Source organism: Pseudomonas sp. ABFPK (assembly GCF_001586765.1).
GTDB classification, from domain to species: Bacteria; Pseudomonadota; Gammaproteobacteria; order Pseudomonadales; family Pseudomonadaceae; genus Aquipseudomonas; species Aquipseudomonas asiatica.
The window spans coordinates 23,958-49,049 of sequence record NZ_LQXW01000011.1; the positions used below are offsets into that span (position 1 = coordinate 23,958).

22 protein-coding genes are annotated in these 25,092 nt (G+C 62.9%); 7 read left to right on the forward strand and 15 right to left on the reverse strand.

Annotated features, from left to right (window positions below; genetic code table 11):
• Positions 1 to 403 precede the first annotated feature (403 nt).
• Positions 404 to 4,798: a DUF5801 repeats-in-toxin domain-containing protein gene (locus WM94_RS08800; protein ID WP_256207008.1), complete on the forward strand. Its 4,395-nt coding sequence runs from the start codon at positions 404 to 406 to the stop codon at positions 4,796 to 4,798.
• 335 nt (positions 4,799 to 5,133) lie between these two features.
• On the opposite strand, the gene WM94_RS08805 is transcribed toward WM94_RS08800, so the two are convergent.
• Complete coding sequence (locus WM94_RS08805; RefSeq protein WP_061551033.1) at positions 5,134 to 5,850, reverse strand: LuxR C-terminal-related transcriptional regulator; 717 nt, start codon at positions 5,848 to 5,850, stop codon at positions 5,134 to 5,136.
• Between the two features lie 365 nt (positions 5,851 to 6,215).
• Between WM94_RS08805 and WM94_RS08810 the strand changes: the two genes are divergently transcribed.
• Together WM94_RS08810 and WM94_RS08815 are read left to right on the forward strand one after the other, a co-directional pair.
• Positions 6,216 to 6,857, forward strand: coding sequence for a TetR/AcrR family transcriptional regulator (locus WM94_RS08810; protein ID WP_061550991.1), 642 nt, complete (start codon positions 6,216 to 6,218; stop codon positions 6,855 to 6,857).
• A 287-nt stretch (positions 6,858 to 7,144) separates the two neighbouring features.
• A complete protein-coding gene (locus WM94_RS08815; protein ID WP_256207009.1) occupies positions 7,145 to 8,065 on the forward strand; it encodes an RHS repeat-associated core domain-containing protein in 921 nt (306 codons plus the stop codon).
• On the opposite strand, the gene WM94_RS08820 is transcribed toward WM94_RS08815, so the two are convergent.
• The gene (locus WM94_RS08820; protein WP_024086389.1) at positions 8,062 to 8,838 is read right to left on the reverse strand and encodes a class I SAM-dependent methyltransferase; all 777 of its coding nucleotides are present in this window, start codon (positions 8,836 to 8,838) and stop codon (positions 8,062 to 8,064) included. The two genes, WM94_RS08815 and WM94_RS08820, sit on opposite strands and share 4 nt — an antisense overlap.
• Before the next feature lie 103 nt (positions 8,839 to 8,941).
• Between WM94_RS08820 and WM94_RS08825 the strand changes: the two genes are divergently transcribed.
• Positions 8,942 to 9,562: a hypothetical protein gene (locus WM94_RS08825; protein WP_039612814.1), complete on the forward strand. Its 621-nt coding sequence runs from the start codon at positions 8,942 to 8,944 to the stop codon at positions 9,560 to 9,562.
• Positions 9,563 to 9,574: 12 nt separating this feature from the next.
• On the opposite strand, the gene WM94_RS08830 is transcribed toward WM94_RS08825, so the two are convergent.
• From WM94_RS08830 to ppc, 7 genes are all read right to left on the reverse strand, one after another.
• Positions 9,575 to 10,264, reverse strand: a complete 690-nt coding sequence (locus tag WM94_RS08830) for an extensin family protein (RefSeq protein WP_061550992.1) — start codon at positions 10,262 to 10,264, stop codon at positions 9,575 to 9,577.
• Positions 10,264 to 11,094, reverse strand: coding sequence for an oxaloacetate decarboxylase (locus WM94_RS08835; RefSeq protein WP_061550993.1), 831 nt, complete (start codon positions 11,092 to 11,094; stop codon positions 10,264 to 10,266). The genes WM94_RS08830 and WM94_RS08835 overlap by 1 nt, the downstream gene beginning before the upstream one ends.
• Before the next feature lie 28 nt (positions 11,095 to 11,122).
• On the reverse strand, positions 11,123 to 11,992 hold the full coding sequence (locus WM94_RS08840) for a DUF72 domain-containing protein (RefSeq protein ID WP_061550994.1): 870 nt from the start codon (positions 11,990 to 11,992) through the stop codon (positions 11,123 to 11,125).
• Between the two features lie 3 nt (positions 11,993 to 11,995).
• Positions 11,996 to 12,286: a hypothetical protein gene (locus WM94_RS08845; protein ID WP_003259832.1), complete on the reverse strand. Its 291-nt coding sequence runs from the start codon at positions 12,284 to 12,286 to the stop codon at positions 11,996 to 11,998.
• A 131-nt stretch (positions 12,287 to 12,417) separates the two neighbouring features.
• On the reverse strand, positions 12,418 to 13,092 hold the full coding sequence (gene tsaB / locus WM94_RS08850) for a tRNA (adenosine(37)-N6)-threonylcarbamoyltransferase complex dimerization subunit type 1 TsaB (protein WP_061550995.1): 675 nt from the start codon (positions 13,090 to 13,092) through the stop codon (positions 12,418 to 12,420).
• Positions 13,093 to 13,397: 305 nt separating this feature from the next.
• Positions 13,398 to 14,048 (reverse strand): adenylate kinase, encoded by a 651-nt coding sequence (adk, locus tag WM94_RS08855; RefSeq protein ID WP_003259830.1) that lies wholly within the window; start codon positions 14,046 to 14,048, stop codon positions 13,398 to 13,400.
• Positions 14,049 to 14,305: 257 nt separating this feature from the next.
• Complete coding sequence (gene ppc, locus WM94_RS08860; protein WP_039612810.1) at positions 14,306 to 16,933, reverse strand: phosphoenolpyruvate carboxylase; 2,628 nt, start codon at positions 16,931 to 16,933, stop codon at positions 14,306 to 14,308.
• Between the two features lie 200 nt (positions 16,934 to 17,133).
• Here ppc and WM94_RS08865 point away from each other — a divergent pair, with 200 nt between their 5' ends.
• The 3 genes from WM94_RS08865 (at position 17,134) to WM94_RS08875 (ending at position 19,182) form a co-directional block, all read left to right on the forward strand.
• A complete protein-coding gene (locus tag WM94_RS08865) occupies positions 17,134 to 17,475 on the forward strand; it encodes a pilin assembly protein (protein WP_025337943.1) in 342 nt (113 codons plus the stop codon).
• A 451-nt stretch (positions 17,476 to 17,926) separates the two neighbouring features.
• Positions 17,927 to 18,340, forward strand: a complete 414-nt coding sequence (locus WM94_RS08870; RefSeq protein ID WP_003258911.1) for a DUF4398 domain-containing protein — start codon at positions 17,927 to 17,929, stop codon at positions 18,338 to 18,340.
• 50 nt (positions 18,341 to 18,390) lie between these two features.
• Positions 18,391 to 19,182: an OmpA family protein gene (locus WM94_RS08875; RefSeq protein ID WP_015269164.1), complete on the forward strand. Its 792-nt coding sequence runs from the start codon at positions 18,391 to 18,393 to the stop codon at positions 19,180 to 19,182.
• A gap of 161 nt (positions 19,183 to 19,343) precedes the next feature.
• Here WM94_RS08875 and WM94_RS08880 read toward each other — a convergent pair whose 3' ends face one another.
• From WM94_RS08880 to lysS, 6 genes are all read right to left on the reverse strand, one after another.
• A complete protein-coding gene (locus WM94_RS08880; RefSeq protein WP_061550996.1) occupies positions 19,344 to 19,670 on the reverse strand; it encodes a hypothetical protein in 327 nt (108 codons plus the stop codon).
• On the reverse strand, positions 19,667 to 20,590 hold the full coding sequence (locus tag WM94_RS08885; RefSeq protein ID WP_038408942.1) for an alpha/beta hydrolase: 924 nt from the start codon (positions 20,588 to 20,590) through the stop codon (positions 19,667 to 19,669). Before WM94_RS08885 ends, WM94_RS08880 begins: the two co-directional genes overlap by 4 nt.
• A complete protein-coding gene (locus tag WM94_RS08890) occupies positions 20,562 to 21,839 on the reverse strand; it encodes a flavohemoglobin expression-modulating QEGLA motif protein (protein ID WP_013971219.1) in 1,278 nt (425 codons plus the stop codon). Before WM94_RS08890 ends, WM94_RS08885 begins: the two co-directional genes overlap by 29 nt.
• Before the next feature lie 178 nt (positions 21,840 to 22,017).
• Entirely contained in the window at positions 22,018 to 22,566 is a 549-nt protein-coding gene (locus WM94_RS08895; RefSeq protein ID WP_003258915.1) for a hypothetical protein, read from the reverse strand.
• Between the two features lie 29 nt (positions 22,567 to 22,595).
• The gene (locus WM94_RS08900; protein ID WP_061550997.1) at positions 22,596 to 23,300 is read right to left on the reverse strand and encodes a TetR/AcrR family transcriptional regulator; all 705 of its coding nucleotides are present in this window, start codon (positions 23,298 to 23,300) and stop codon (positions 22,596 to 22,598) included.
• 205 nt (positions 23,301 to 23,505) lie between these two features.
• Positions 23,506 to 25,008 carry a lysine--tRNA ligase gene (lysS, locus tag WM94_RS08905; protein WP_013971217.1) on the reverse strand — a complete coding sequence of 501 codons (1,503 nt, stop codon included), beginning with the start codon at positions 25,006 to 25,008 and terminating at the stop codon, positions 23,506 to 23,508.
• Between the last annotated feature and the right edge of the window lie 84 nt (positions 25,009 to 25,092).

Here is a 25,092-nt window from a genome sequence, read left to right on the forward strand (position 1 = left end):
GCAACGGATGCCGGGAAGAGGTTGCAGCCGAATACGGCAGGCGTGCGTTGAACGGCATGTGACCGTGCGCCTTCGGGCTCCCGGCGCCAGGGCCATATAGTCCGATACTCCCAGTCCGCCTAGGAGTATCAGCCGATGCGCAGCTCATGGCGCTTCGCCATAGTGGAGGTCTATTACAGAGGCCTGTGGTCAGGCCTCGACAACCGGCAGTGCTTGGGAGAGAGCCATGACTATCCGCAAGAAGAATGCCTCGCCAACAGACAAACACGGCAGCTCCACCGGAGATGACCTACCCCCGATCTCCTCACCAACCGTTACCACCGACCAGAGCGACTACAGCCCTGGCAGCACCGCCATCGTCACGGCCAGCGGCTTCGCGGCTGGCAGCACGGTCGCATTCGAGGTGGACCATGTCACTGACGCCGGTGCGGACAAGCTGTGGGGCACCCCCGACGATGTCCTCGCTACCAGCTCCGGTGAGGGTCACACCCCTTGGTACGTGACCGACGGCGGCGCTGGCGATCTCGACGGCGAAGTCAACGGCAGCATCACCACCTCGTGGTACGTCAACCCCGACGACTCGGCCGGCGCCACCTTCCTGCTCAGCGCGACAGCTGCGGGCGCCGACCAGGTCTTCGGCAGCGCCGATGATGTGAGGGCCACGGCCTCGTTCACAGACAGCGCGCCGATCATCACCGCGACCGGTGTGAGCGTGACGCTGGACGAAACGGCCTCATTGCAGAACGGCACAGCTACACCAACCCCGACTTCGGATGCCGACGACAACGACATCCTGGTGGCGTCCCTGCCCTCCGCATTCTCGACCCGCTTGACCACACTGGGGGCCGGTACCCCTGCTGGTGCCGCCTTGAGCGGCTATACCGGCGCCGTCGGCAATACCGGGAGCAATGCGTTCAGCATCACCCCGGTACCGGGAGGCAGCATCACCGACATCAGCTTCACCGACAGCCTTGGCGCGCCCCTCAATGGCTTGGACAGCGGGCTGGATACCCTTGATGGCGTCGACATCCTGCTCTACACCGATACCAACAACAACATCGTGCTGGGCCGGGCTGGCGGGCCAACAGGCGCGATCATCTTCGCGGGCTATATCGAAGAAACCGGATCGCCCGTCAGCGGCGGCAAGATCTGGACGGTGGAATACCAACCGCTGAAGCATCCGGACACAAGCAACCCCGACGACGCGCTCAATCTGCTGAACAAGGTGTTCATCGGCACCAGTCAGGACCTGGTATTCAGCCTGGCCAACGCCCCCTCCGGCCAGAACCTGTTCCTGATGTTCACCACCGCGAACCCGACCGTCGTCAATGACGGTGGCATCCTGCGCATCACCGACCCGACGATCATCGCCACCGGGAAGGACCCGGCCGACCAGTCGAGCGGTGCCAACATCACCACGGGCGATACGATCAATACCAGCCAGGCGGGCGGCCCGACCACCTTCGGCACCAACAACCAGATGATCGTGGAACAGGAAGGTATCCGTTTTACCTTCGTCACCGGCGCCCGGCAGAATGTGACCATTCCCAACCTTGACCAGAACGAAGCGGATCTCGAAGCTAACGTCGACTTCACCGTCGTCTTCAATGCGAAGTCGGCCACGTTCGATGTGGTGCAGTTGCAAAGCGGCAAGAGCGCCGTGGTCAGGATCAGCGCCTTCAGCACCGCCGCTGAACCTGGCGTGAATTTCGTCAATGGCTACGCCAACGATGCGTCGGTGGAAATCACCAACGTTCGCGTCATCAATATCGCCACCGGGCAAGTGGTCGAGAACTCGGATGGATCGGTGAATGACCCGAGCATCGTCATCAGCTTTGCTTCCGGCGTCGCCACCCTCACCGGCATCAAAGCCGGCCAAAAGATCGAGTACACCACCACACAGGATCACAACCGCGTACTCGTCGAGAACGGGGCCGCCGTCGACGCCAAAGGCAATGAACATGCCGACTTCGATATCGGCGGTTTCATGCTACGCCAGGTCTCTACCGCAACCGCCGAAATCGGCTCCAAAATGAGCTTCGAAGACGATGGGCCCAGTATCAGCGCCACGGGCACGGAACCGGTCCTGACCGTCGATGAAACGGACCTGACGACCAATGCCACGCAAAGCTTCGCCGCCAACTTCACCTCGGCCTTCGGCGCCGATGGTGCCGGTACGCTCACCTACGCCCTCGGCGTGGTGGCCGGCGCCTCCGGCTTGATCGACACGGCCACCGGCGAGGCCGTCAACCTGTCGCTCAACGGCACCGTGGTGGAAGGCCGCACGGCCACCGGCAACCTACTGGTGTTCACCGTCAGCGTCGCCAGCAACGGTTCCGTCACCCTCGACCAGCTCCGCGCCATCGTCCATCCCGACACTAGCAACCCCGATGACTCGAAGACCCTGACCTCCGACAACCTGGTGAAATTGACCGCGACCAAGACCGACAAGGACGGCGACAGCGCCCAGGCCACACTCAACATCGGCCAGAACCTGGTGTTCAAGGATGACGGCCCGAGCATCAGCACCACCGGCACGGAACCGGTCCTGACCGTCGATGAAACGGACCTGACGACCAACGCCACGCAAAGCTTCGCCGCCAACTTCACCTCGGCCTTCGGCGCCGACGGCGCCGGTACGCTCACCTACGCCCTTGGTGTGGTGGCAGGCGCCTCCGGCCTGATCGACACGGCCACCGGCGAGGCCGTCAACCTGTCACTCAACGGCACCGTGGTGGAGGGCCGCACGGCCACCGGCAACCTACTGGTGTTCACCGTCAGCGTCGCCAGCAACGGTTCCGTCACCCTCGACCAGCTCCGTGCCATCGTGCACCCCAATACCAGCGACCCCGATGACTCGAAGACCCTGACCTCCGACAACCTGGTGACATTGACCGCGACCAAGACCGACAAGGACGGCGACAGCGCCCAGGCTACCCTCAACATCGGGCAGAACCTGGTGTTCAAGGATGACGGCCCAAGCATCAGCACCACCGGCACGGAACCGGTCCTGACCGTCGATGAAACGGACCTGACGACCAACGCCACGCAAAGCTTCGCCGCCAACTTCACCTCGGCCTTCGGTGCCGACGGTGCCGGTACGCTCACCTACGCACTCGGCGTGGTGGCCGGCGCCTCCGGCCTGATCGACACGGCCACCGGCGAGGCAGTCAACCTGTCGCTCAACGGCACCGTGGTGGAAGGCCGCACGGCCACCGGCAACCTACTGGTGTTCACCGTCAGCGTCGCCAGCAACGGTTCCGTCACCCTCGACCAGCTCCGCGCCATCGTCCATCCCGACACTAGCAACCCCGATGACTCGAAAACCCTGACCTCCGACAACCTGGTGACCTTGACCGCGACCAAGACCGACAAGGACGGCGACAGCGCCCAGGCCACACTCAACATCGGCCAGAATCTGGTGTTCCACGATGATGGACCAACACTTGCCTTCGGCAACCTGATCGGAACCGGAAGTATCCTGCCGCAATATGGGTTCTGGGACAGTACGATCGGCGCCGACGGCCTGGGGGCTACCGGTCTGGACATTTCGCTGGTGGGCGGCCAATTCACGTTGGTCAGGCCAGACAACACCACCACGACCGGCACCGGCACACTCACCGAGACGTCGCCTTCACCCGACGCCAATGGTGCGTTCCACTTCACTGGCACCTTGACCGGGGACTTCGACAATAACGCCACAACGGCCAACACCACGATCGACTACACGCTGACGGCCTTTGCCAATGGCAGCTATACACTGGATCTGGTGCAAGGCTTCAGTTCGGTCACCACGCTCAGCAGTGCCGACGGCTCGCTCGATGCCGGCGGCCCGGACCCTGTGCGCACCTTGCTGATCCCTAAAACGAATGACCCGACCATTCCATCGGCATCCGAGGAGATCGTGTTCTTCTCCGCCAAAGCACTCGCCTCGACGGCAGACATCTTCACCGGCATAGGCCTCGGGGCCCCCGACCCGACCGAAGCCTCGCTGCAGACCAATCCCCTGCCGTCGTACATCGACCCTGCGGCCATGAACGTCAGCACGTCCGGTATCGGCGTCGCCAACAACCTGTTCCAGGGCGACAACCTGGCAGCGATCAGCGCCGCCGATGAGAGCTTCGTGATCAACCCGGAGACGCTGCTGACGGGCATGAAGGTCTTCATCGACAACTCCGTAGGGGGCTACAACACCGCGACCGAGGACCTGTACTACCGGATCTACTACGCGGATGGGACGACATCGAACCTGACCGAGGTGAATACCCTGACACCAGAGGCTGGCGGTCAGGTGTCGTTCCTGATCCAGAAGGAAGGTTCGTCACTGATTGACGCAGTGCAACTGACGATGGCGCGAGGCGACATCAAGATCCCGGTGATCGAGTTCATCAAGGAAACCGAGAACCTGGCCAGCGACGTCAAATTGCAGTTCAGTGCGACGCTGACGGACAAAGATGGCGACTCCGCGAGTAGCACGTTCGACGCCAATCTCTTCGCCAACGAACCCGAAAACGCACCGTTCGACTTCACCCTGGTTGGCACGACTGGCCAGCGCGATGCCTTCAACGTCGACCTGTCGACCGATCAGCTCCTCTACCAGGTCAGCGGGTTCGATGCTGGCGCGGGGCAACGAGACACACTGGTGCTCAATGGCGATCCAAATGCCGTCGTCCAGTCGATCGACAACAATGGCGCAGACAGCATCGTGACCATTGCCGAATCCGGCGGGCAGACGACGACCATCACCCTGGTCGGGGTCGATATCTTCAACAGCGACATCTTCAACGGCAGCGCCTGAAACACTGCGTACGTGAAACCTGCGAGGGTGGCCTGGAAACCACCCTCGCAGCGCAATGCCAGTCAGTCAAGCGAAGTGGAGCCGCTTTGCGGCCCATCGCCGGCAGGCCGGCTCATTTAACAAAACATGACTCATTGGTTCGGCGAGGTTCTGTAGGAGCAGCCTTGTGCTGCGAAGAGGCCGGTACTGACAAAGCCTGTCTATTGCTTGTACCGGCCTCTTCGCAGCACAAGGCTGCTCCTACAAAGGACGCTTCAAACGAGCGATAGTTGCTATCTGCGCGACAGCGCAGCCCAAAAGGACCTTCGCCCCCAAAGGCCCTGGCCAATGGGCATTCAGTCCATCTCTCCCGATTTGGACGCAGGCGGCTCTTCGCCACCGGTGAGTCCGTGCCGCACCGCATACATCAGCAAGTCGATGCGGTTGGTGAGGTTGAGCTTCTGATAGATGCTGCTGAGGTGATTGTGCACGGTGTGTTCGCTGATGCCCAAGCGCCCGGCGATGCACAGGTACTTGGCAGACGGATCGCCAACGATGGCGCGAACGAGCTCCCGCTCGCGCAACGTCAGCCGTGCATGTTTCGCCTGCGCCGGATTACACCTGAACGGTATATGCCTGGCCGAGGCATAACCGGAAAGCCCACTGACCCAGGCCCTGTCCAGCCCGATGTCGCAGTGGTGGACTTTGATGATGGCCTGGATAATCGACTCCGTTGAATCCTCGGCCAGCACGATGCCAAGCGCGCCCGCCTCAATGGTCTGTGCAACGGGGGCGGCCTCATACACCCCTTTGAGTACCAGCACTTTCATGTCGCCAGAGCGCGCGAGTTCGGTAACTACCTCGAGCGGGTCCAGCGCATCTGGAAAAAAGCTGAAGAAAATGACATCGGGCCGCAACTGGTCGGCAAGTTCCAGCGCATGGGTATAGGTGGTGGCCTGACCACTCACTTCCATACGGGGCTTTCTGGCATTTATCAGATCGTGAAGCCCCAGGAGCACCAGAGGCCGACAATCGATCAGCATCACACGTATCATCTTTATATGGTCCGGCATCATCTGCTTGCCTCCCATGAAAAACGTTCCATGCCCTCCCCTTGTAAGCCTTTTCCTACAGACCCTTCGGTGGAGTCTAGGCGAACCTTGCCTGCTGCCAGTCCCTCGCGCCGGCAGGCAGCACCTCAAGACCCATGTGGATGGGAGCCATGTTCACCCCGTCCCGCCGCTGAAAATCAATGGCTTGGGCTCATCGGGCGCCCCCATGAGGGCACTTCTGCATTCGACGAAAAGTCAACTAATCGACGAGTGGCGCGAAGTTACACACGTTAAAATTATCTCGTCAATTTACCGCCACACAGGTTTTCCCGGCAGGCTTTAGCCGGATGGCGCCTGAACCGTTAAGATGGTGTTTCTTCAACCAGATGCAGACCACAATGTCCAACGACGCACCCATCGGCCCGGGCCGGCCCAAGGACCTGGCCAAACGCGAGGCAATTCTCGAAGCAGCCAAAGCCCTTTTCCTCAGCCTCGGCTACGCCAACACCAGCATGGATGCGGTCGCTGCGGCGGCAGGTGTTTCAAAGCTCACCGTATACAGCCACTTCACCGACAAGCAGACGCTTTTCGGCTCGGCGGTAATGGCAACCTGCCAGATCCAGTTGCCCGACCTGCTGTTCGAGTATCCCGAGGGGGTGCCGGTGGAAGAGGTGCTGCTTACCATTGCCCGTGGCTTCCAGGCGCTGATCAGCAGCGATGAAGCGGTCAAACTGAGCCGCCTGATCATGGCCCAGGGCAGCCTCGACCCGAGCTTTGGCGAATACTTCTACGAAGCCGGGCCCAAGCGCGTGCTGGCGGGGATGGAAGCTTTGCTGCGCGGGGCGCACGAGCGCGGGCTGCTGCGCATCGACAACCCGCTGCGAGCTGCCGAACACTTCTTCTGCCTGGTCAAGGGCGCGCCGGATTATCGGTTGCTGCTGGGGTGTGCCGGGCCGCTGGAAGGTGACGAGGCGGAAGCGCATGTGCGCGAGGTGGTGGGGGTATTCTTGCGAGCTTACCAGGCCTGAGGCATCTGCTGGCAAACGCGGTCTTTTTGCAGGCGTAACTTTCTTGCACACCCTCGAAAGCTGTCGCGGTCCCTGTGGGAGCGGCTTTAGCCGCGAACACCGGCAAAGCCGGTGCCATCCACCACGTCAGCTTCTTCGCGGGTAAAACGCTCCCACAGGCCCAGCGCGGCCTTCAAAGGCGGCATAGTGCCTGCAGGAACGCGTCCGTCAATCACCGTGCTGGAAACCAGCACACTTACCTGACAGTTTTGCCAGTATCCAATCAGGCATCTTCGTGACAGGCTCGCATGCACACCCTGCACATGAGCGTCACCACCATGCGATTGCAAGCACTCAAGCTCTTTTACAAGGGCAGCAAACTCTCGGTATTGCATACGAGCGGTGCTCACCACACAGTGGTCAGCGCCAACCACCAGAACCTGTGCGAAACGAATAGTAAAACTGCGCAAAAACGACTACTGGCCACCGATGCACAAGATTCAACAGTCGCAATCAATTCGCAAGGCCAGACCACCATTGCCTACAGCCCCTTTGGCAAAGACAGTTACTCACTTGGCAGCTCATTGTTATCCCGCTTCACGGGCCAGAGTTTGTTGGCTTCTGGAATAGGTTACTTACTAGGTAATGGCCACCGCCTTTTCAACCCTGGAATAATGCGTTTCCACAGCCCGGACAGTTTGTCGCCGTTTGATAGAGGTGGTATCAATGCCTATGCCTACTGCGCCAACGACCCCATAAACAGAGTAGACCCTAGTGGTAAATCTTTCAGATCCATTTTCAAATGGAAACGTGGTGGATATTCATACGAAAAGCTTGCGCCACGATTGGAGGAAAGAAACCCTACACTTTCTAAAAACGAATACAAGGCTTTAAAAAAATCAATCGCAAAACGCGAAAAGCAAGTGATAGATGAGCTGAACTGGGCTATTTCAAACGGCGAGCAGAGCACAGTAAACAATACCATCGCCAAAAATGATATTCTCCAAGGACAACGCAGAAAACTGGACAATCTAGTGCTCGACGAGCACAACCGATATAATCCAGACATTATCAAAGAACTTATTGACAACGCCCCGAAAAATACAACCGGCAAACTTGCTGAAGAGCTACTAGCCCCTCCGACACCACAATCGCTTATCAATATGATACCGGAGGGTCTGCTAATGGAGGATATGCAGGTACGCTTGCGCCGCCTGCGTAATGGCTAAGCCTTTAACGCTTTCTTCGGATAAATATCATACCGGCTCGACTTGCCCTCCAGGCTATGGCTCGGCTTCGGCCCGTCGATGATCGGCGCCTTGCGCGGCCGCTTCACCACCACCCGGTGGCTGGCCAGCGCCAAGGCGGCTTCGAGCAGGGCCGGGGCATCCAGGTCATCACCGACCAACGGGCGGAACACACGCATTTCCTTCTTCACCAGCGCACTCTTGTCCCGGTGCGGGAACATCGGGTCGAGGTAGATCACTTGGGGCGCCTCGCCTTCCCAGGCGCGCATGCGCTCGATGGCGTTGCCGGTCAGCAGGCGCATGCGCCCCACGATCGGCCCCACCTCTTCATCCGCACGGGCCCGCGCCAGGCCGTCCTCCAGCAGCGCGGCAATCAGCGGCTGGCGTTCGATCAGGGTCATCTGGCAGCCCAGGCTGGCCAGCACGAACGCGTCCTTGCCCAGCCCGGCAGTGGCATCCAGCACCTGCGGACGCACGCCCTGGGCAATGCCCACCGCCTTGGCGATCATCTGCCCGTTGCCACCACCGAACAGGCGCCGGTGCGCGGCCTGGCCTTCGACAAAGTCCACCCGCACCGGCCCCGGTGCCTGCGGGCCCAATTGCTGGATCTGCAAGCCATCGACGCCCACCTGTACGGCAAACCCGGCAGCATCGTCCTGCAGCGGCAACTCCAGGCGCTGTGCCCACGCAGCGGCTTGCGCCTCGAATTCAGCCGACAGCGCCTCGACCCGGATACCTGTGCCCTGCTCTTCCATCATTCACACCTAGAAATTAAACCCAGCCCTTAATGTATCGGCTACTTCGGCCGATACAGGCAATATCCCGCTATTCTGCCAGAGCACAACGCGCGCGACTGCCATGTCAGATACTCTTCCCATCGGCTTGACCTACCTGTCGCCTGTCGGCAACTACAGTCAGCACAACACTCAGGCACTCGGGGGCGTCAGCCACCTGTGGCAGGATTTCTTTGCCCGGGCCATGGCCGAGCAGCAGGAAGAGCCCGTAGACAGCGTCAGCCAGTCGTTCGTGCAATACGACCAGAGCAGTGGCGAGCCGATCGGCGGCGCCCGGGCGCTAGCCCTGATCGACGCCCAGCGTGCCTGCCCGGTGCATGACACCATCGTGGCACCGCCCGAGCCACTGTTCCTGCCCAAGGCAGAACTCGAAGCCAACCTGCTGCCGCCCGCCCCCGAGCCGTTCAGCGCAGTCGAGCTGATCGAGCAGCAGCGCCAGCTCGATATCAGCAACAGCTGGCTACGCCCGGTGGTGATGAGCCAAGGTCACCCGATTGCCGAGCCCGGCCCCGGCCCTGCTCCGCGCTCGCTGTTCCTGCCGATCGCCGAGTTCGAGACCAACCTGCTGGACCCGGCGCCCGAACCGTTCGATGACGCCACCCTGGCCAAGCAACAGAACGACCTGGAGTTCGACATCCACTGGGCACGCCCGGTGGTGCTTAACAACGTGCGCGCCCACGCCTGAACGCGCCCACGCTCAGCGACAGATCTGCCAGCGGCCCATGTCCACATGAAAGTGGTTGTAGTGTGCAGCGTTGTAGTCCGGCCCAAGTACCGTGCTGAAGCTGTCACAGGCCGCCCGCTGCACCTGACGAAGGAATTCCGCTTTCTGCCCGCCCGCCTGCCAGTCCCGCGCAAGGACGATGCGCTGGCCGTCCCGCAGGCGAAAGCCACTGATGTCCAGGGCATCGGCCGTGGCGTGCTGGCTCAGCCGGCCCTGCTTGCGGTGGTAGACATTGCGGCAGGCAAAACTGCCCAGGTGGTCGACCTGAGCCACCGGCTGCCCCAACACCCGTTGCGCCACAGGCTGCAGCCCATGGTTTTCGAACAGTGCATATGCCACTGCCAACGGACAACTGGCCAGGAAGCTGCCGCCGAGCCGCGCCTGACCACCGTCGATACGCCATACATTCCGCAATGGGCAGTTGGCAGTAGCCGAACTGTCGGCCTGTGCCCGGTAGCGCAGCTGGCTGGTTTGAAGTGCCAAGCGACACAGCGTCGGGTCATCACGAAAGCGGGACAGCTTGTAGGGGGTCAGCAGGTTGGGGGGCTGACGTACGTCCAGCGGCGCCCACGGGTTCCACGCGGCGGGCAGCCGCCAACCCAGGTGCCAAGCCAGCCCCGCAAGCAACGACAGGCCGGCCAGCAACGCCAGCACGGCCCTCATCAACGGCGGAACAGGTCGTTGAGTTGGGCGAATGGCAGCGCCTGCTCACCGTAGCCGAAGGTGCCCTCATCGCGAATCTCCAGCGCGGCCCGGTGGAAGGCCCCCAACGCGGCACGGGCAAGCGACGAGCCGACGCTGATGCGGCGTACACCCAGGTCCTGCAACTGGTTGACGCTCAGCGGCACGCCCGCCATGCCCATCAGCACATTCAACGGCCGCGGCGCGAGGGCCTGCACCACCGCGCGGATTTCCTCGACAGTGCGCAGCCCTGGCGCGTACAGCACATCAGCACCGGCCTCGGCATAGGCCTGCAGGCGCAGGATGGTGTCGTCCAGGTCCATGCGCCCGTGCAGCAGGTTCTCTGCCCGGGCGCACAGGGTGAACGGGAACGACAGGCTACGCGCTGCCTGCACAGCTGCACGAATGCGCTCCACGGCCAGCCCGAAGTCGTAGATGGGCGCTTCACTGCGGCCACTGGCATCTTCGATGGAACCGCCTACCAGGCCAGCCTCGGCAGCGCGCAGGATGGTCTGGGCACAATCTTCGGGCAGGTCACCAAAGCCGTTCTCCAGGTCAGCGGCCACCGGCAGCGGGGTGGCATCGACGATCTCCCCGGCATTATCAAGGGTATCGTCCAGGCTCAAGGCGCCTTCGGCGTCCGGACGGCCCAGGCTGAAAGCCAAGCCTGCACTGGTGGTGGCCAGCGCCTCGAAGCCCAGGCTGGCCAGCAACTTGGCCGAGCCGGCATCCCACGGGTTGGGGATGACGAAGGCGCTGTCGCGCTCGTGCAGGGCCTTGAAGGCTTCGGCTCGCAGGGTTTGCACATCCATGGTTCAACCTCCGGCAGTCAGGGAAAGGTCAGAGTAGCCCCAGTTGTTCGACCTCGGGGGTGCGCGACAATTCCGGCAACGCGGCAAGGCCCGGCAGGCGCTGCATCAGGCGTTGATGAAAGCGCTGGGCCAGCGCCGCGGCCAGGCGGTTGTCCGAGGTGTGCAGGAAGATGTATGGGTTGCGGCCTTCCTCGATCCAGGCGGCGACCTTGTCCACCCAGGGGGTAAGGAAGGCCTCGTTGGCCTCCAGCTGCGGGTGGCCGATGAAGCGCACCTGCGGGTGCTGGCTGAAGGCTGCCGGGCGAGGCGGTACCTTGGGCTTCTTAGCCTGCGCATGCAGCACGGCAGGGTCACGAGAGGTGCAACTGAACAAGGCGCGCGGGTCCAGGCAGATACGCTCCACACCGCGCTCATGCAGCAGGCGGTTGAGCAACCGCTCTTCTTCACCCTTGGCGAAGAAAGCCTGGTTACGCACCTCCACGGCCACCGGCACTCCGACTTCGTCAAGGAAGTGGCAAAGCTCGCCCAGCCGTGCTGGGCTGAACTGGGCCGGCAACTGCAGCCAGTACGGCGCTACGCGCTGTCCCAGCGGGGCCATCAGGCGGGTGAAGTCAAGGGCCGGTTCCAGCTGATCGCGCAGGTCGCCTTCATGGCTGATGTCCCGGGGGAACTTGGCAGTGAAGCGAAAGTGTTCGGGCATGATCTGCGCCCAGCGCGCAATGGTGCCGGGTGCGGGACGTGCGTAGAAAGTGGTATTGCCCTCGACGGCGTTGAACACCTGGCTGTAGTAGCCGAGCATTTCACCGCTGTTGGCGTCGGCGGGATACAGGTAGTCGCGCCAGGCGTTTTCGCTCCATGACGGGCAACCGAGAAAATAAGGCAGTGGTGATGGACTCATCCACTAAATGTACAGGTCGAGCCCCAGTACTTCCATGTCCCAGTCGGTAAAACCGGCAGTGCTCAGGTAGCTGGCCAATGCGGTAGCGGTGCGGCGGTCACGGGCGCGGGGGAAAATCATGTCCTGCTGGCGGGCTGGCAGGCCACCGCTGCGACGGCGAGCGGTGGTTTCCTGAGGGGCGGTCTCGACCTCCTCGATCACCTCGGCATCATCGATAGCCTCGTCACGCACAGCTGCCTTGCGCGGCGTGCGCTTGATCGGATAGGACTGCGATGAGAAACCGTCGATACGCATGGCATGAGCACTCAGAACCAATGATGGCAATTTAGCAGCATCAGGGTTCCATCGCTAATGCTCGAGTGATAACTGGACCACAGATCGCGCAAAAGGTTTTAGTGTCATCGGCGATAACCGACGAACAACACTCAGCGCTTCTTGGGTGTCGCTACATTATCGCGCAGGTAGACCGGTTGCGCCTGTTCGGCAACGATCGCCTCGCCACGCGCCCAGGCAAAGCTGGCCAGGCTGAGGATGTCCAGGGCGTTGGGCAAGGCACTGGCATTGCTGGCGGCCACCTGCACCGCCAGGCGCTCGGCATAACCCCAACCGGTACCGGCGCCGAACCACTCGCCAGCGCTGCCCACCGGCAGCGCCACCTGCTCGGGCGGCAGCACTGCCTCCTGGCCGACCAGGCGCATTTCACCTTCGGTGGCCTGATAGCAGCCCCAATACACTTCATCCATGCGCGCATCAATGGCGGCCGCCACTTGCTGTACACCGTGTTCACGCAACGCGCCCTGGGCCAGCGCGGCCAGGTTGGACACCGGCAAAACCGGGCGTTCCAGTGCGAAGGCCAGGCCCTGGACCACCCCGATGGCAATGCGCACGCCGGTGAAAGCGCCCGGCCCACGGCCAAAGGCGATGGCATCCAGCGCATTCAGCGCCACGCCGGACTCGGCCAGCAGCTGCTTGATCATCGGCAGCAGCTTCTGGGCATGCATGCGCGGGATCACCTCGTAATGGCTGGTTACCTTGCCGTCATGCAAAAGTGCGACGGAACAGGCTTCGGTGGCGGTATCCAGGGCCAGGAGGGTGGTCATCGAACGGGTATCCAGGTACTAGGGGGAAAAGAGCGGCAGTATAGAGCAGCGGCGGCGTTGTGTCCCGAAGGGGCAGCTGTACGGCCATTGCCCGCTCGGCTGGCGCGGTCCCTGTAGGAGCGGCCTTGTGTCGCGATGGGCCGCAAAGCGGCCCCTGCAATTTTCGCGGCGAAGCTGAGTTTTTGGGGCCGCTGCGCGCCCCATCGCGACACAAGGCCGCTCCTACAGGGATCGCATTTGGCAACAGGGCCACAAACGACAACGGCCCGCAAGCGGGCCGTTGTCGAGGTGCGTCGGGTGCTGGATCAGCTCAGGGCTGCCAGGACCTTGGCGGTGATGGCTTCGACCGAGCCGACGCCTTCGATGTGGCTGTACTTCGGCTTGCCGGCATTGGCGGCCGACAGCTTCTGGTAGAAGTCCACCAGCGGCTTGGTCTGGCTGTGGTAAACCGACAGGCGATGGCGAACGGTCTCTTCCTTGTCGTCATCACGCTGGATCAGGTCTTCACCAGTCTCGTCGTCCTTGCCTTCCACTTTCGGCGGGTTGTACTGAATGTGGTAGGTGCGGCCCGAAGCCAGGTGCACGCGGCGGCCAGCCATGCGGCCGACGATTTCCTCGTCGTCCACGGCGATTTCGACCACGGCGTCGATGTCGACACCGGCAGCGACCATGGCTTCGGCTTGCGGGATGGTGCGTGGGAAGCCGTCGAACAGGCAGCCCTTGGCGCAATCAGGCTGGGCGATGCGCTCCTTGACCAGGCTGATGATCAACTCGTCGGAGACCAGCTGGCCGGCATCCATGACTTTCTTCAGTTCCAGGCCCAGCGGGGTACCAGCCTTGACGGCGGCACGCAGCATGTCACCGGTGGAAATCTGGGGGATACCGAACTTTTCGGTGATGAACTTTGCCTGAGTACCTTTACCGGCCCCGGGAGCTCCCAGCAGAATTACGCGCATCTCGTGCTCCTCAAATTTTGTTATGAAATTCAATGGATTCGGCGACCAGGGCCAAGTCCGGAAAATCGGGTATGACCATAAATCGGTCAGAAGGCTGCTCAAGATACACAGCGCCCGGCAGCCAGACAAGCGTCCCAAAGTTGCAGGATTGCGCCACCTACGGCTGGCCTGGCAGGCGGTTGCGCCCGGCGCAACCACCCTCTTCGCCCACTTGCATCCCCCGCACTGCACCTGCCCGGTGCTCCCCGGGCCTGCCCTCAGCCGGTGTTGCGCAGGCCGGCCGCAATACCCGCCACAGTGACCAGCAAGGCCTGCTCCAACGGGCTGTCCAGAGCGGCTTCGCGGCTGCGCGAGCGGGCCAGCAACTCGGCCTGCAGGCGGTGCAACGGGTCCAGGTAGGTATTGCGCAGGCTGATGAATTCCAGCGTCTCGGGGCTGTGCGCCAGTAGCACCGGCTGCCCGGTAAGGCCCAGTACCACCTGGCAGGACTGCGACAATAGGTCGCGCAGGTGCGCACCCAAAGGCAGCAGGTGCGGTTGCACTAGACGTTCGTCGTAGGCCTCGGCGATCTGCGCATCGGCCTTGGCCAACACCATCTCGAGCATGTCGATGCGGGTGCGGAAGAACGGCCATTGCTCGCGCATCTGTGCCAGCAGTTCACCCTGGCCACGCGCCAGTGCATTGTTCAATGCCGTTTCCCAACCAAGCCAGGCTGGCAGCATCAGGCGGGTCTGGGTCCAGCCGAAGATCCACGGGATGGCCCGCAGGCTTTCGATGCCACCGGCGCGGCGCTTGGCCGGGCGGCTGCCCAGCGGCAGGCGCCCCAGTTCCTGCTCCGGGGTGGACTGGCGGAAGTACTCGACAAAATCGGGGTTCTCCCGCACCACGCCGCGGTAGGCCTTGACGCCATCGGCGGCCAGTTGGTCCATCACCTCGCGCCAGGCCGGCTGTGGTGGTGGCGGTGGCAACAAGGTGGCTTCGAGCACGGCGGCCAGGTACAGGTTCAGGTTCTGCTCGGCGATGCCCGGCAAGCCGAACTTGAAGCGAATCATCTCGCCCTGCTCGGTGGTGCGGAAGCGCCCCGCCACCGAACCGGGTGGCTGCGACAGGATCGCCGCGTGGGCCGGGCCACCGCCGCGGCCTACCGTGCCGCCACGGCCGTGGAACAGCAGCAACTCGACCTGGTGCTCGGCGCAGATACGCACCAGGTTTTCCTGGGCCCGGTACTGCGCCCAGGCCGCAGCCGTGGTACCAGCGTCCTTGGCCGAGTCGGAATAGCCGATCATCACTTCCTGCGGGCCGCGCAGGTTGGCGCGGTAGCCTGGCAGGCCGAGCAGGCGCTGCATCACCGGGCCGGCATTGTCGAGGTCGGCCAGGGTCTCGAACAGCGGCACCACGCGCATGGGCCGAGTCAGGCCGGCCTCCTTGAGCAGCAACTGCACCGCCAGCACATCCGAGGCAGCACCGGCCATCGAGATGACGTAAGAGCCCAGCGAGGCGGCCGGCGCAGCGGCAATTTCCCGGCAGGTGGCCAGTACCTCGGCGGTATCGGCCTGCGGCTTGAAGTGCGCGGGCAGCAGTGGCCGGCGGTTTTTCAGCTCGGCCTGGAGGAACTCGATGCGCTGCTCTTCATCCCAGTCGGCATAACGCCCCAGGCCCAGGTAGTCGGTAATCTCGCTCAACGCATCACGGTGGCGAGCGGCGTCCTGGCGCACGTCCAGGCGGCCCAGGAACAGGCCAAAGGTCACGGCGCGGCGCAGGCAGTCGAGCAACGGGCCTTCGGCGATCACACCCATGCCGCAGGCGTGCAGGGACTGGTAGCACAGCTCCAGCGGCGCGATCAGGTCGCGGTTGTCCACCAGCACCTCGGCGCTGGCCGGCTGGCTGCTGGTCAATGCCGAATGCGCCCACGCGCGCGTTGCTCGCAGGCGATCGCGCAGTTGCTTGAGCAGGGAGCGGTAGGGTTCGGCACTGTCGCCGACCTGCTCGCGCAGCGCATCGTCGGCCTGCTGCATGGACAACTCGGAAGCCAGCGCATCGATGTCGCGCAGGAACAGGTCGGCAGCCATCCAGCGCGCCAGCAGGAGGACTTCGCGGGTGACCGCTGCGGTCACGTTGGGGTTGCCATCACGGTCACCGCCCATCCACGAGGCGAAGCGGATCGGCGCCGCCTCCAGCGGCAGGCGCAGGCCGGTAGCCTCCAGCAGGGCCTTGTCGACCTTGCGCAAGTGGCTGGGGATGGCGTGCCACAGCGAATGCTCGATCACCGCGAAGCCCCACTTGGCTTCATCTACCGGCGTCGGTCGGGTGCGGCGGATTTCTTCGGTGTGCCAGGCCTCGGCGATCAGCCGGCGCAGGCGCTCGCGCACCTGCTGGCGTTCCCCCGGGGTCAGGTCGCGGTGGTCCTGGGCAGCCAGTTGGCCGGCGATGGCGTCGTACTTCTGGATCAGGGTGCGGCGAGCCACTTCGGTGGGGTGCGCAGTGAGCACCAGTTGGATGTCGAGCTTGGCCAATTGCCGGGCCAGGGCATCATTGCTGTGCCCGGCCTGCTTCAGGCGCGCCAGCAGCTCGGGCAGCACCCGGGCCTCGAACGGCTCGGGCTGGTCGGCGTCGCGGCGGCGGATCAACTGGTACTGCTCGGCCATGTTGGCCAGGTTGAGGAACTGGTTGAAGGCCCTGGCCACGGGCAGCAAGTCTTCATCGGCCAGGTCCGCCAGGGTCGAGCTCAGTTGCTCGCCGGCGCTACGGCGGTCGGCCTTGGCACTGTGACGGATGTCCTCGATCTTCTGCAGGAACGCCTCGCCATGCTGCAGGCGAATGGTATCGCCAAGCAGTTCACCCAACACATGGACATCTTCACGCAAACGCACATCGATATCGGTCATTGGCCCTCTCTCCGGCGCGGCTCTGGCGCATTGCATCCCTTTTTCAGCCTTTACGCGATCCCCTGTGGGAGCGCGGTATTCGCTCCAAGAGTGCCCACAGCCAGGCGCCGATGGCAAGCCGTGATCGGCCAAAGCAAACTAAAGTGAAAGCACGACAATCCCATGCATTGCAGCCCTTTCAGGCGTCAACAGAGGTCAGCATGAAAATCCGTGAACTCGCCCAGCACTGGGAACAGAATGCCGCCGGCACCCTCAGCCCCACGGGCCATGTCCTGCATCTGGACCTTGAGTCCGAAGCGCGACTGGCCGCGCTGATCGACATGTACCCCAAGCGCACCGCCGAGGAACTGCTCGGTGAGCTGGTCGCGGCAGCCCTCGAGGAACTGGAAGCCAGCTTCCCCTATGTGCAAGGCCGCCAGGTCATTGCCACCGACGAGGAAGGCGACCCGCTGTACGAGGACATCGGCCCTACTCCGCGCTTTCTGTCACTATCGCGACAGCATCTGCACGCCCTGAGCAACCCAGGGGCCGATAGCGAATAGCTAAGGTGTAGGTCATGAGTTTTGCGGCGCCCGGGAGATCGAGCGCCGCCCGCGCGGCGCTTCGCAGCGCAAGGCTGCTCCTGCATCTGTTTCGGGCCAGTCACGCCTGTGCCAGTGCACGCGACCACCTTGTTCGTACAACGCGATATCGAGCCATGCGCCAAAGCGTTCGCGCACAAACCTCACAGGAATAATTGGCCCGAAATAGATGTAGGAGCAGCCTTGCGCTGCGAAGCGCCGCGCGGGCGGCGCTCGATCTCCCAGGCGCCACAAACCCCAAACATGATCAAATTTTTCTGAACTATCCGAAAAACGCGTCAGTCACAGCCAATAGCCATCACGCTAAAACCCTGCACACCTGCCGTTGTGCACCGTTGAGCTGAAGCGCGCGCACGTGTCAGGGAACGAGCGATGGACTGCTACGGACAACGTCGTAAACAGGAGTGATCCAATGGAACTGACCACCAAGAACACCCGCATCTACAAACCCTCATCCACTCATGTGCGCGGGTTCAAGCTGGCAGCGCTGGCCTTGGGCAGCAGCCTGGTCCTGGCCGGCTGTGCGGGCAACCCGCCCACCGAGCAGTATGCAGTCACCCAGTCCGCCGTGAACTCGGCCGTCAGCGCTGGCGGCACCGAGTTCGCCGCCGTTGAAATGAAAGCGGCACAGGACAAGTTCAAGCAGGCCGAGATCGCCATGCATGACAAGAAGTACGACGACGCCAGGCGCCTGGCCGAACAGGCCGAGTGGGACGCCCGCCTCGCCGAACGCAAGGCCCAGGCGGCCAAGGCCCAGAAGGCCGTGCAGGATGCCCGCCAGGGCGTTCAGGACGTACGTGAGGAAGGCCTGCGCAGCGCTCAGTGAGCCCTGCCCTGCCCACCTCGGTCTTCGCACACGATCAAAGGATGAACACTATGCGCAACTACGTCATGATTCCCGCCCTGCTGGCCCTGAGCGTCGGCCTTGCCGCCTGCTCGCACGACCCTAACGCCAACCTCGAATCGGCCCGCACCAACTTCTCCTCGCTGCAGAGCGACCCGCAATCGAGCAAGGTTGCGGCGCTGGAGACCAAGGACGCCCAGGACTGGCTGAACAAGGCCGACAAGGCCTACATGGACCGTGAAGACGAGAAGAAGGTCGACCAATTGGCCTACCTGACCAACCAGCGCGTCGAAGTGGCCAAGCAGACCATCGCCCTGCGCACTGCCGAAAGCGAACTGAAGAACGCTTCGGCCCAGCGCGCCCAGGCCAAGCTTGACGCACGCGACGCACAGATCGCCAAGCTGCAGGACAGCCTCAACGCCAAGCAGACCGACCGCGGCACGCTGGTCACCTTCGGAGACGTGCTGTTCGACTTCAACAAGGCCGAACTCAAGAGCAACGCCTACCCGAACGTCACCAAGCTGGCGCAATTCCTCCAGGAAAACCCGGAACGCAAGGTGATCGTCGAGGGTTACACCGACAGCGTCGGCTCGGCCAACTACAACCAGGGCCTGTCGGAGCGCCGCGCCAACAGTGTACGCATGGCACTGGTACGTGCTGGCGTCGACCCAGCGCGCATCGTCGCCCAGGGCTATGGCAAGGAGTACCCGGTAGCGGACAACTCGAGCAATTCGGGGCGTGCGCAGAACCGCCGGGTGGAGGTGACCATCTCCAACGACAACCAACCGGTGGCACCTCGCTCTGTGAGCCAGGTACAGCAGTAAGGCTGGCTAGCTGAACTGACAAGCCCCGCGATCGAAGCGGGGCTTTCTTTTGCCTGTTCCGACCCTTTCGCGGCTGAAGCCGCTCCCACAGGGACTGGCGCGGTCCCTGTAGGAGCGGCTTCAGCCGCGAAAGGGCCAGCACAGGCAGCAGAGATGATGGCTCACTGCACCTGCTGCGGGGTTTCCTCGCCCATGCAACGCACCGCGCGCTTGCGGTTGTCCACCAGCACCCCTGTCAGGCCTTTCTGCTGGGTATCGAACAGCACCAACACGCCGTCGACGCACTGGGCCATTTGTGGTGCCGGGTCCAGCGAGACCTTGTAGTCCTCGCCGGGGATGGTCTTGAGCATGGTGAAGTCCTGCAGCAACAGGGCATCTTCGGGCTTGGCGAAATGCAGGTAACCGTAGTACCACAAGGCCCCCACCGTCACGATGATGCTGCCGATACCGGTCAGGATCAGCGGGATGGCGTTGCGTTCTTCACTCATTGCTTGTTCTTCTCGTCAGGGTAATTGGGCACTTCGGCCAGCCGCCGCAGGCCGTTGAAATGGCTGGGGTCGTCAAGAAAACGCAGCATAACCTGGCGCCAGGTCGGGTCGGCGAAGGTCTGCACGTGGCCACCACGGGTCAGTTGCAGCACCCGCGGCGCTGGTGCGTGCTGGTACAGGCGGATGCCGTTGTCCATCGGCACCAGGGTATCGTCGATGCTGTGGAAGAACAGCTTGGGCGGGCTGCTCAGCTGCTCGATCGAGCGGATCGCGCTGTCACCGTCCGGCACCAGCCACGACAGCGGCACCTGCAGCGGCCAGGTCATCCACGAGGTGCTGAGGGCAAAGCGCCCGACCGCACGGTAACTGGCCGGCACACCGTCGAATACCAAAGCACTGAAACGCTGGCGCTGCTCCGGGTGGGCCGCCAGGTAGTGAATGGCCATGGCCCCGCCAAGGCTCTGCCCCAGCAGCACCAGCGGCTTGCCCTTGACTTCGGGCGCCTGCTCCAGCCAGGCCATGGCCGCGGCGATGTCCTGGTACACCTCGGGCAGGCTCGGCTCGCCCTGGGACAGGCCATAGCCGCGGTAATCGATCATCAACACCTGGTAGCCCTGCTCCGGCAGCCAGTAGCTGCCGCCCAGGTGCCCAGGCAGGTTGCCGCCATTGCCATGCAGGTGCAGCACCGTGCCCTTGACCTCGACCCCGGCCTTGGCCGGCAACCACCAGCCGTGCAGGCGGATGCCATCAGCAGTGATCAAGGTGACATCGCGGTACTCGAGCCTGGCCCGCTCGGGCGTGAACGGCTGGCCGCGCTCGGGATAGAACAGCAGGCTGCTGCAACCGCCCAGGCCCAGCAGGATCAAACCCAGGGCCAGCAGGCGGCAGCACTCAGAGAATGTTCGCGTAATCGGCTTCAATACGGTCCAGGCTCAGGTGGTTGAGGAAGTTGGAGAAGCACATCCAGGCCGACAGCGCATTGAGGTCGCGGAACTGCTCGGGCAGGTACTTGGGCGGCTCGACCAGGCCTTCCTCGACCAGCTGTCGCAGGGTACGCATGTCTTCCAGGGTGGTCTTGCCACAGAACAGCAACGGGATCTGTTCAAGCTTGCCCTTCTTCACGGCCAACTGAATGTAGTTGTAAACCATGATGAAGCCTTTGAGGTAGGACAAGTCCTTGGTAAATGGCAGGCCATTGGGCACCGACCCGCGGAACACCCGGCTGGCGTTGCTGTAGCTCTGCGCCATCTCGAACCCCTGCTCGCGGAAGAAGTTGTAGATCTGCATGAAATCGGCACCTTCCTCGACCATGTGGATGGCGCGGGTGCGGTTGGTGAGCTTGCGCAGGCGGCTGGGGTAGGAGGCGAAGGCAATCACCTCCATGAGGATGGCCAGGCCTTCCTGGGTGACCGTCGACGAGGGCGGGCCCTTGGCCAGGAAGGTACAGATCGGCTGGTTCAGGCCGTTGAGCGTGGTGCCGACATGCACCAGCCCTTCGTGCACCTCCAGGGCGCGCACGTCACGGGAGTTGAACATGGCGTCGGCACGCACCTTGATGTAGTCGGCCCCGGCCGCGGCATCGGCGACGATACCGTCGGACTCGAACACACGGATGGTCTCCTCGGCCTCGCCGAATACCTTGTTCAACCGGTGCTGGAGGATTTCCACGGCCTCCTTGGCGGTGAGGTTCTTCGGTTCGTCCTTGAGGTCGCCACGGCCATCGATGTTGTTCAGGTAATCCGACAGCATCAGGCCGAGGTCGGCCAAGGTCGGATCACCAGCGTGGAAGGCATCCGAGGCAGCGCCGTACAGTTCCTGGGAGATCAGCCCGAAATCCTCGGTGCCACGCGCTTCGAGCATGCGCACCACCATGCGGTATTCGCGGCACATGCGCTTCATGATCTGCCCGACCGGGTTGAACTGGCCGAGCTGGCGAATGATGTCGCGCTCGATGCCCTGAAACTCGGCCTTTACCGCGCTGGAATCGAACGCCAGCGGGCGCGACTGGTAGTAGGCACGGTCGACAGCCGGCGGCTCCTTGCCCTTGGCCTTGAGGAAACCCTGGCGGATGTTGTCGTCCCACTTCACCGCGTCCAGAACCCGGATCGGGGTCTGTGCCGCAACGATGCGGTCGGACAGGGCACGGATGGTTTGCTGGTATTCGTCCACCGGGGACTCCTTATTGGAACAAAGTGCCAAGCCTTGCTTTGCCTGTACCGGCCTCGGTTCCTGTAGGAGCAGCCTTGTGCTGCGAAGAGGTCATTAGCGGCAACTGAAATGGTTTGCCCTACTGGCCTCTTCGCAGCACAAGGCTGCTCCTACAGGGGACCTGGGCCGGCACAGGTAATTACTTGCCGGAGCGCTGGAACCGCGCCACTTCAACGAACAGGTCGGAGTTGGCCGGGTCGTCCAGGTACGCCAGCACCCGCGCCGACGGGCTGTCGATCAGCACGCCGTCGCCGTTGTCTTCCGGCACTTCGGTGCTGCGCCCGGTCAGCTCCTTCTTGTCCACCGCCTGCTGCACCTGCTCGACATCCAGGTTGTAGACCACCAGTTCCTTGCCATCGACGATATCGAAACCGCCGATCAGGAAGTTGCCACCCAGGCGCTTCGGCACGCCAGCCGACAGGTACCAGCGGTTACCGTGGCGCGACACGGTGAACACGTATTCCTCAGGGGCCTTGCCCTTGGCCGTGGCCACCGCCTTGTAGGCATCGCCGCCGCTACGGCTGATCACCAGCTTCAGCGGCTCGCCCCAGGCGTCCTTGCTGCTCCACTTGCCGAGCAGGGCCTTGGGCGCCGCCTGGTTGCTCGGCAACGGCTCGTGGAAGGTCACCAGACAACCGCCCAGCAGCAGGAATGACAAAGTCAACAACACCACACGCCAGGCTTTCATCAGGTTCTCCTTGAAAAGTCGGTCTCGGCTCAGGCCGATGCCAGCACCAGCTGCAGGTATCGGCTAAGCATAGCGAGCATCTGCCCATCGGCTTGCGCGTTCGCATCCTTGAGCAGGCCCTGATATTCCATCTGCTCGATAATCGCCGTCAACATTTGGGCGTCCTGTTCCGGTTGCTGCGAGCCCACCACCTGCAGCAATTGGCGGGTGCCATGCAGCAGGATCTGTTCATGGGCGCACACCAGTTGAGCCAGGCGCGGGCACAGCAGCGCCTCCTGGCGGAAGGCCTGCTCGGCCATCAGAAAATCACGGCGGGTCAGCAACTGTCGCTGCACGTAGTCGGCAGTCATGCGTGCTACCTCGTCAGCCAGACGTGCCCGCGCCTGCGGGCTGCCGTCACCCTGGGCCAGCAACTGGCGCAACACCACCTCGGTATTGGCCCACAGCTTGGCCATGTAGGCGGCGCTGCGTTCGACGTACTGGGCAAAGGTATCGGTGAGCAGGTCCTCGATATCCTTGAAGTAGTAGGTGGTGGCCGACAATGGCACACCGGCCTCGGCGGCGACGGCGCGATGGCGCACACCGCGTACGCCATCGCGCACGACGATGCGCATGGCGGCGTCGAGGATAAGTTGGCGACGCTGCTCGCTGCCCTGGCGGGCAGTCTTGCGGCCTTGGTATTGCACGCTTTCGGCGACGGCGGTGGCGATGCCGGCGGCGCCCTGGTGAGGCATTGCGGGTGTCACAGGGGGTACCTCATGGACAGTGTTTCGTCAGTGCCGGCCTCTTCGCGGCTAAAGCCGCTCCCACAGGGACCGCACCAGCCTGAGGGTAGTGGGATCCCTGTGGGAGCGGCTTTAGCCGCGAAGAGGCCGGTACTGACAACATAAAGCTTCAGGCAAGAAAAAGCCGCCTCGAAAGGCGGCTCGTTCAATTCACTCAGGCCTGCGGACGCATGTGCGGGAACAGGATCACGTCGCGGATCGACGGCGAGTTGGTCAGCAGCATCACCAGGCGGTCGATACCGATACCTTCACCTGCAGTCGGCGGCATGCCGTACTCCAGTGCGCGAACGAAGTCGGCGTCGTAGTGCATGGCTTCGTCGTCACCGGCATCCTTCTCGGCCACCTGGGCCAGGAAGCGTTCGGCCTGGTCTTCGGCATCGTTGAGCTCGGAGTAGGCGTTGGCGATCTCGCGGCCACCGATGAACAGTTCGAAACGGTCGGTAACAGCCGGGTTGTCGTCGTTGCGACGGGCCAGCGGCGATACTTCGAACGGGTACTCGGTGATGAAGTGCGGCTGCTCCAGTTTGTGCTCGACCAGCTCTTCGAAAATCATCACCTGCAGCTTGCCCAGGCCCTCGTGGCCCAGCACCTTGGCACCGGCCTTTTTGGCGATGTCGCGGGCGCGGTCGACGTCCTGCAGGTCGGCAGCGGTCAGCTCCGGGTTGTACTTGAGGATCGAGTCGAATACCGACAGGCGGGCGAACGGCTCGCCGAAGTGGAACACCTTGTCGCCGTACGGCACGTCGGTAGTGCCCAGTACCAGCTGCGCCAGCTCGCGGAACAGTTCCTCGGTGAGGTCCATGTTGTCGCGGTAGTCGGCGTAGGCCTGGTAGAACTCGAGCATGGTGAATTCAGGGTTGTGACGAGTCGAAACGCCTTCGTTACGGAAGTTGCGGTTGATCTCGAACACCTTCTCGAAGCCACCAACCACCAGGCGCTTGAGGTACAGCTCCGGCGCGATGCGCAGGAACATGGCCATGTCCAGGGCGTTGTGGTGGGTTTCGAACGGCTTGGCTGCGGCACCGCCCGGGATGGTTTGCAGCATCGGCGTCTCGACTTCGAGGAAGTCGCGCTCGATGAGGAACTTGCGGATGTGCGAGATCACCTGCGAACGCACACGGAAGGTGTGGCGGGTTTCTTCATTGACCATCAGGTCGACGTAACGCTGGCGGTAGCGCTGCTCGGTGTCGGTCAGGCCGTGGTGCTTGTCGGGCAGCGGGCGCAGCGACTTGGTCAGCAGGCGCACGTTGGTCATTTCGACGTACAGGTCACCCTTGCCGGAACGGGCCAGGGTACCTTCGGCGCTGATGATGTCGCCCAGGTCCCAGGTCTTGACCGCGGCCAGGGTTTCTTCCGGCAGGGTCTTGCGGTTGACGTAGACCTGGATACGGCCGGTCATGTCCTGAATGACCATGAACGAGCCGCGGTTGAGCATGATGCGGCCGGCAACCTTGACCGGAATCGCTGCAGCTTCCAGTTCTTCCTTGGTCTTGTCCGCATACTGCTTCTGCAGGTCGTTGCAGTAGCTGTCGCGACGGAAGTCATTGGGGAAGGCATTGCCCTTGGCGCGCTCGGCGGCAAGCTTTTCCTTGCGCAGGGCGATCAGGGCGTTTTCTTCCTGTTGCAGGTCTTGCGCTTCGGTCTTGAGGTCGCTCATTTCGTCATTCTTTCCATCAGGTGTTCGGTGCCCCTTTCGGGCAGGGCACGCGGTACCGGCCCATGCCAGGTACCGCGGCGGTTG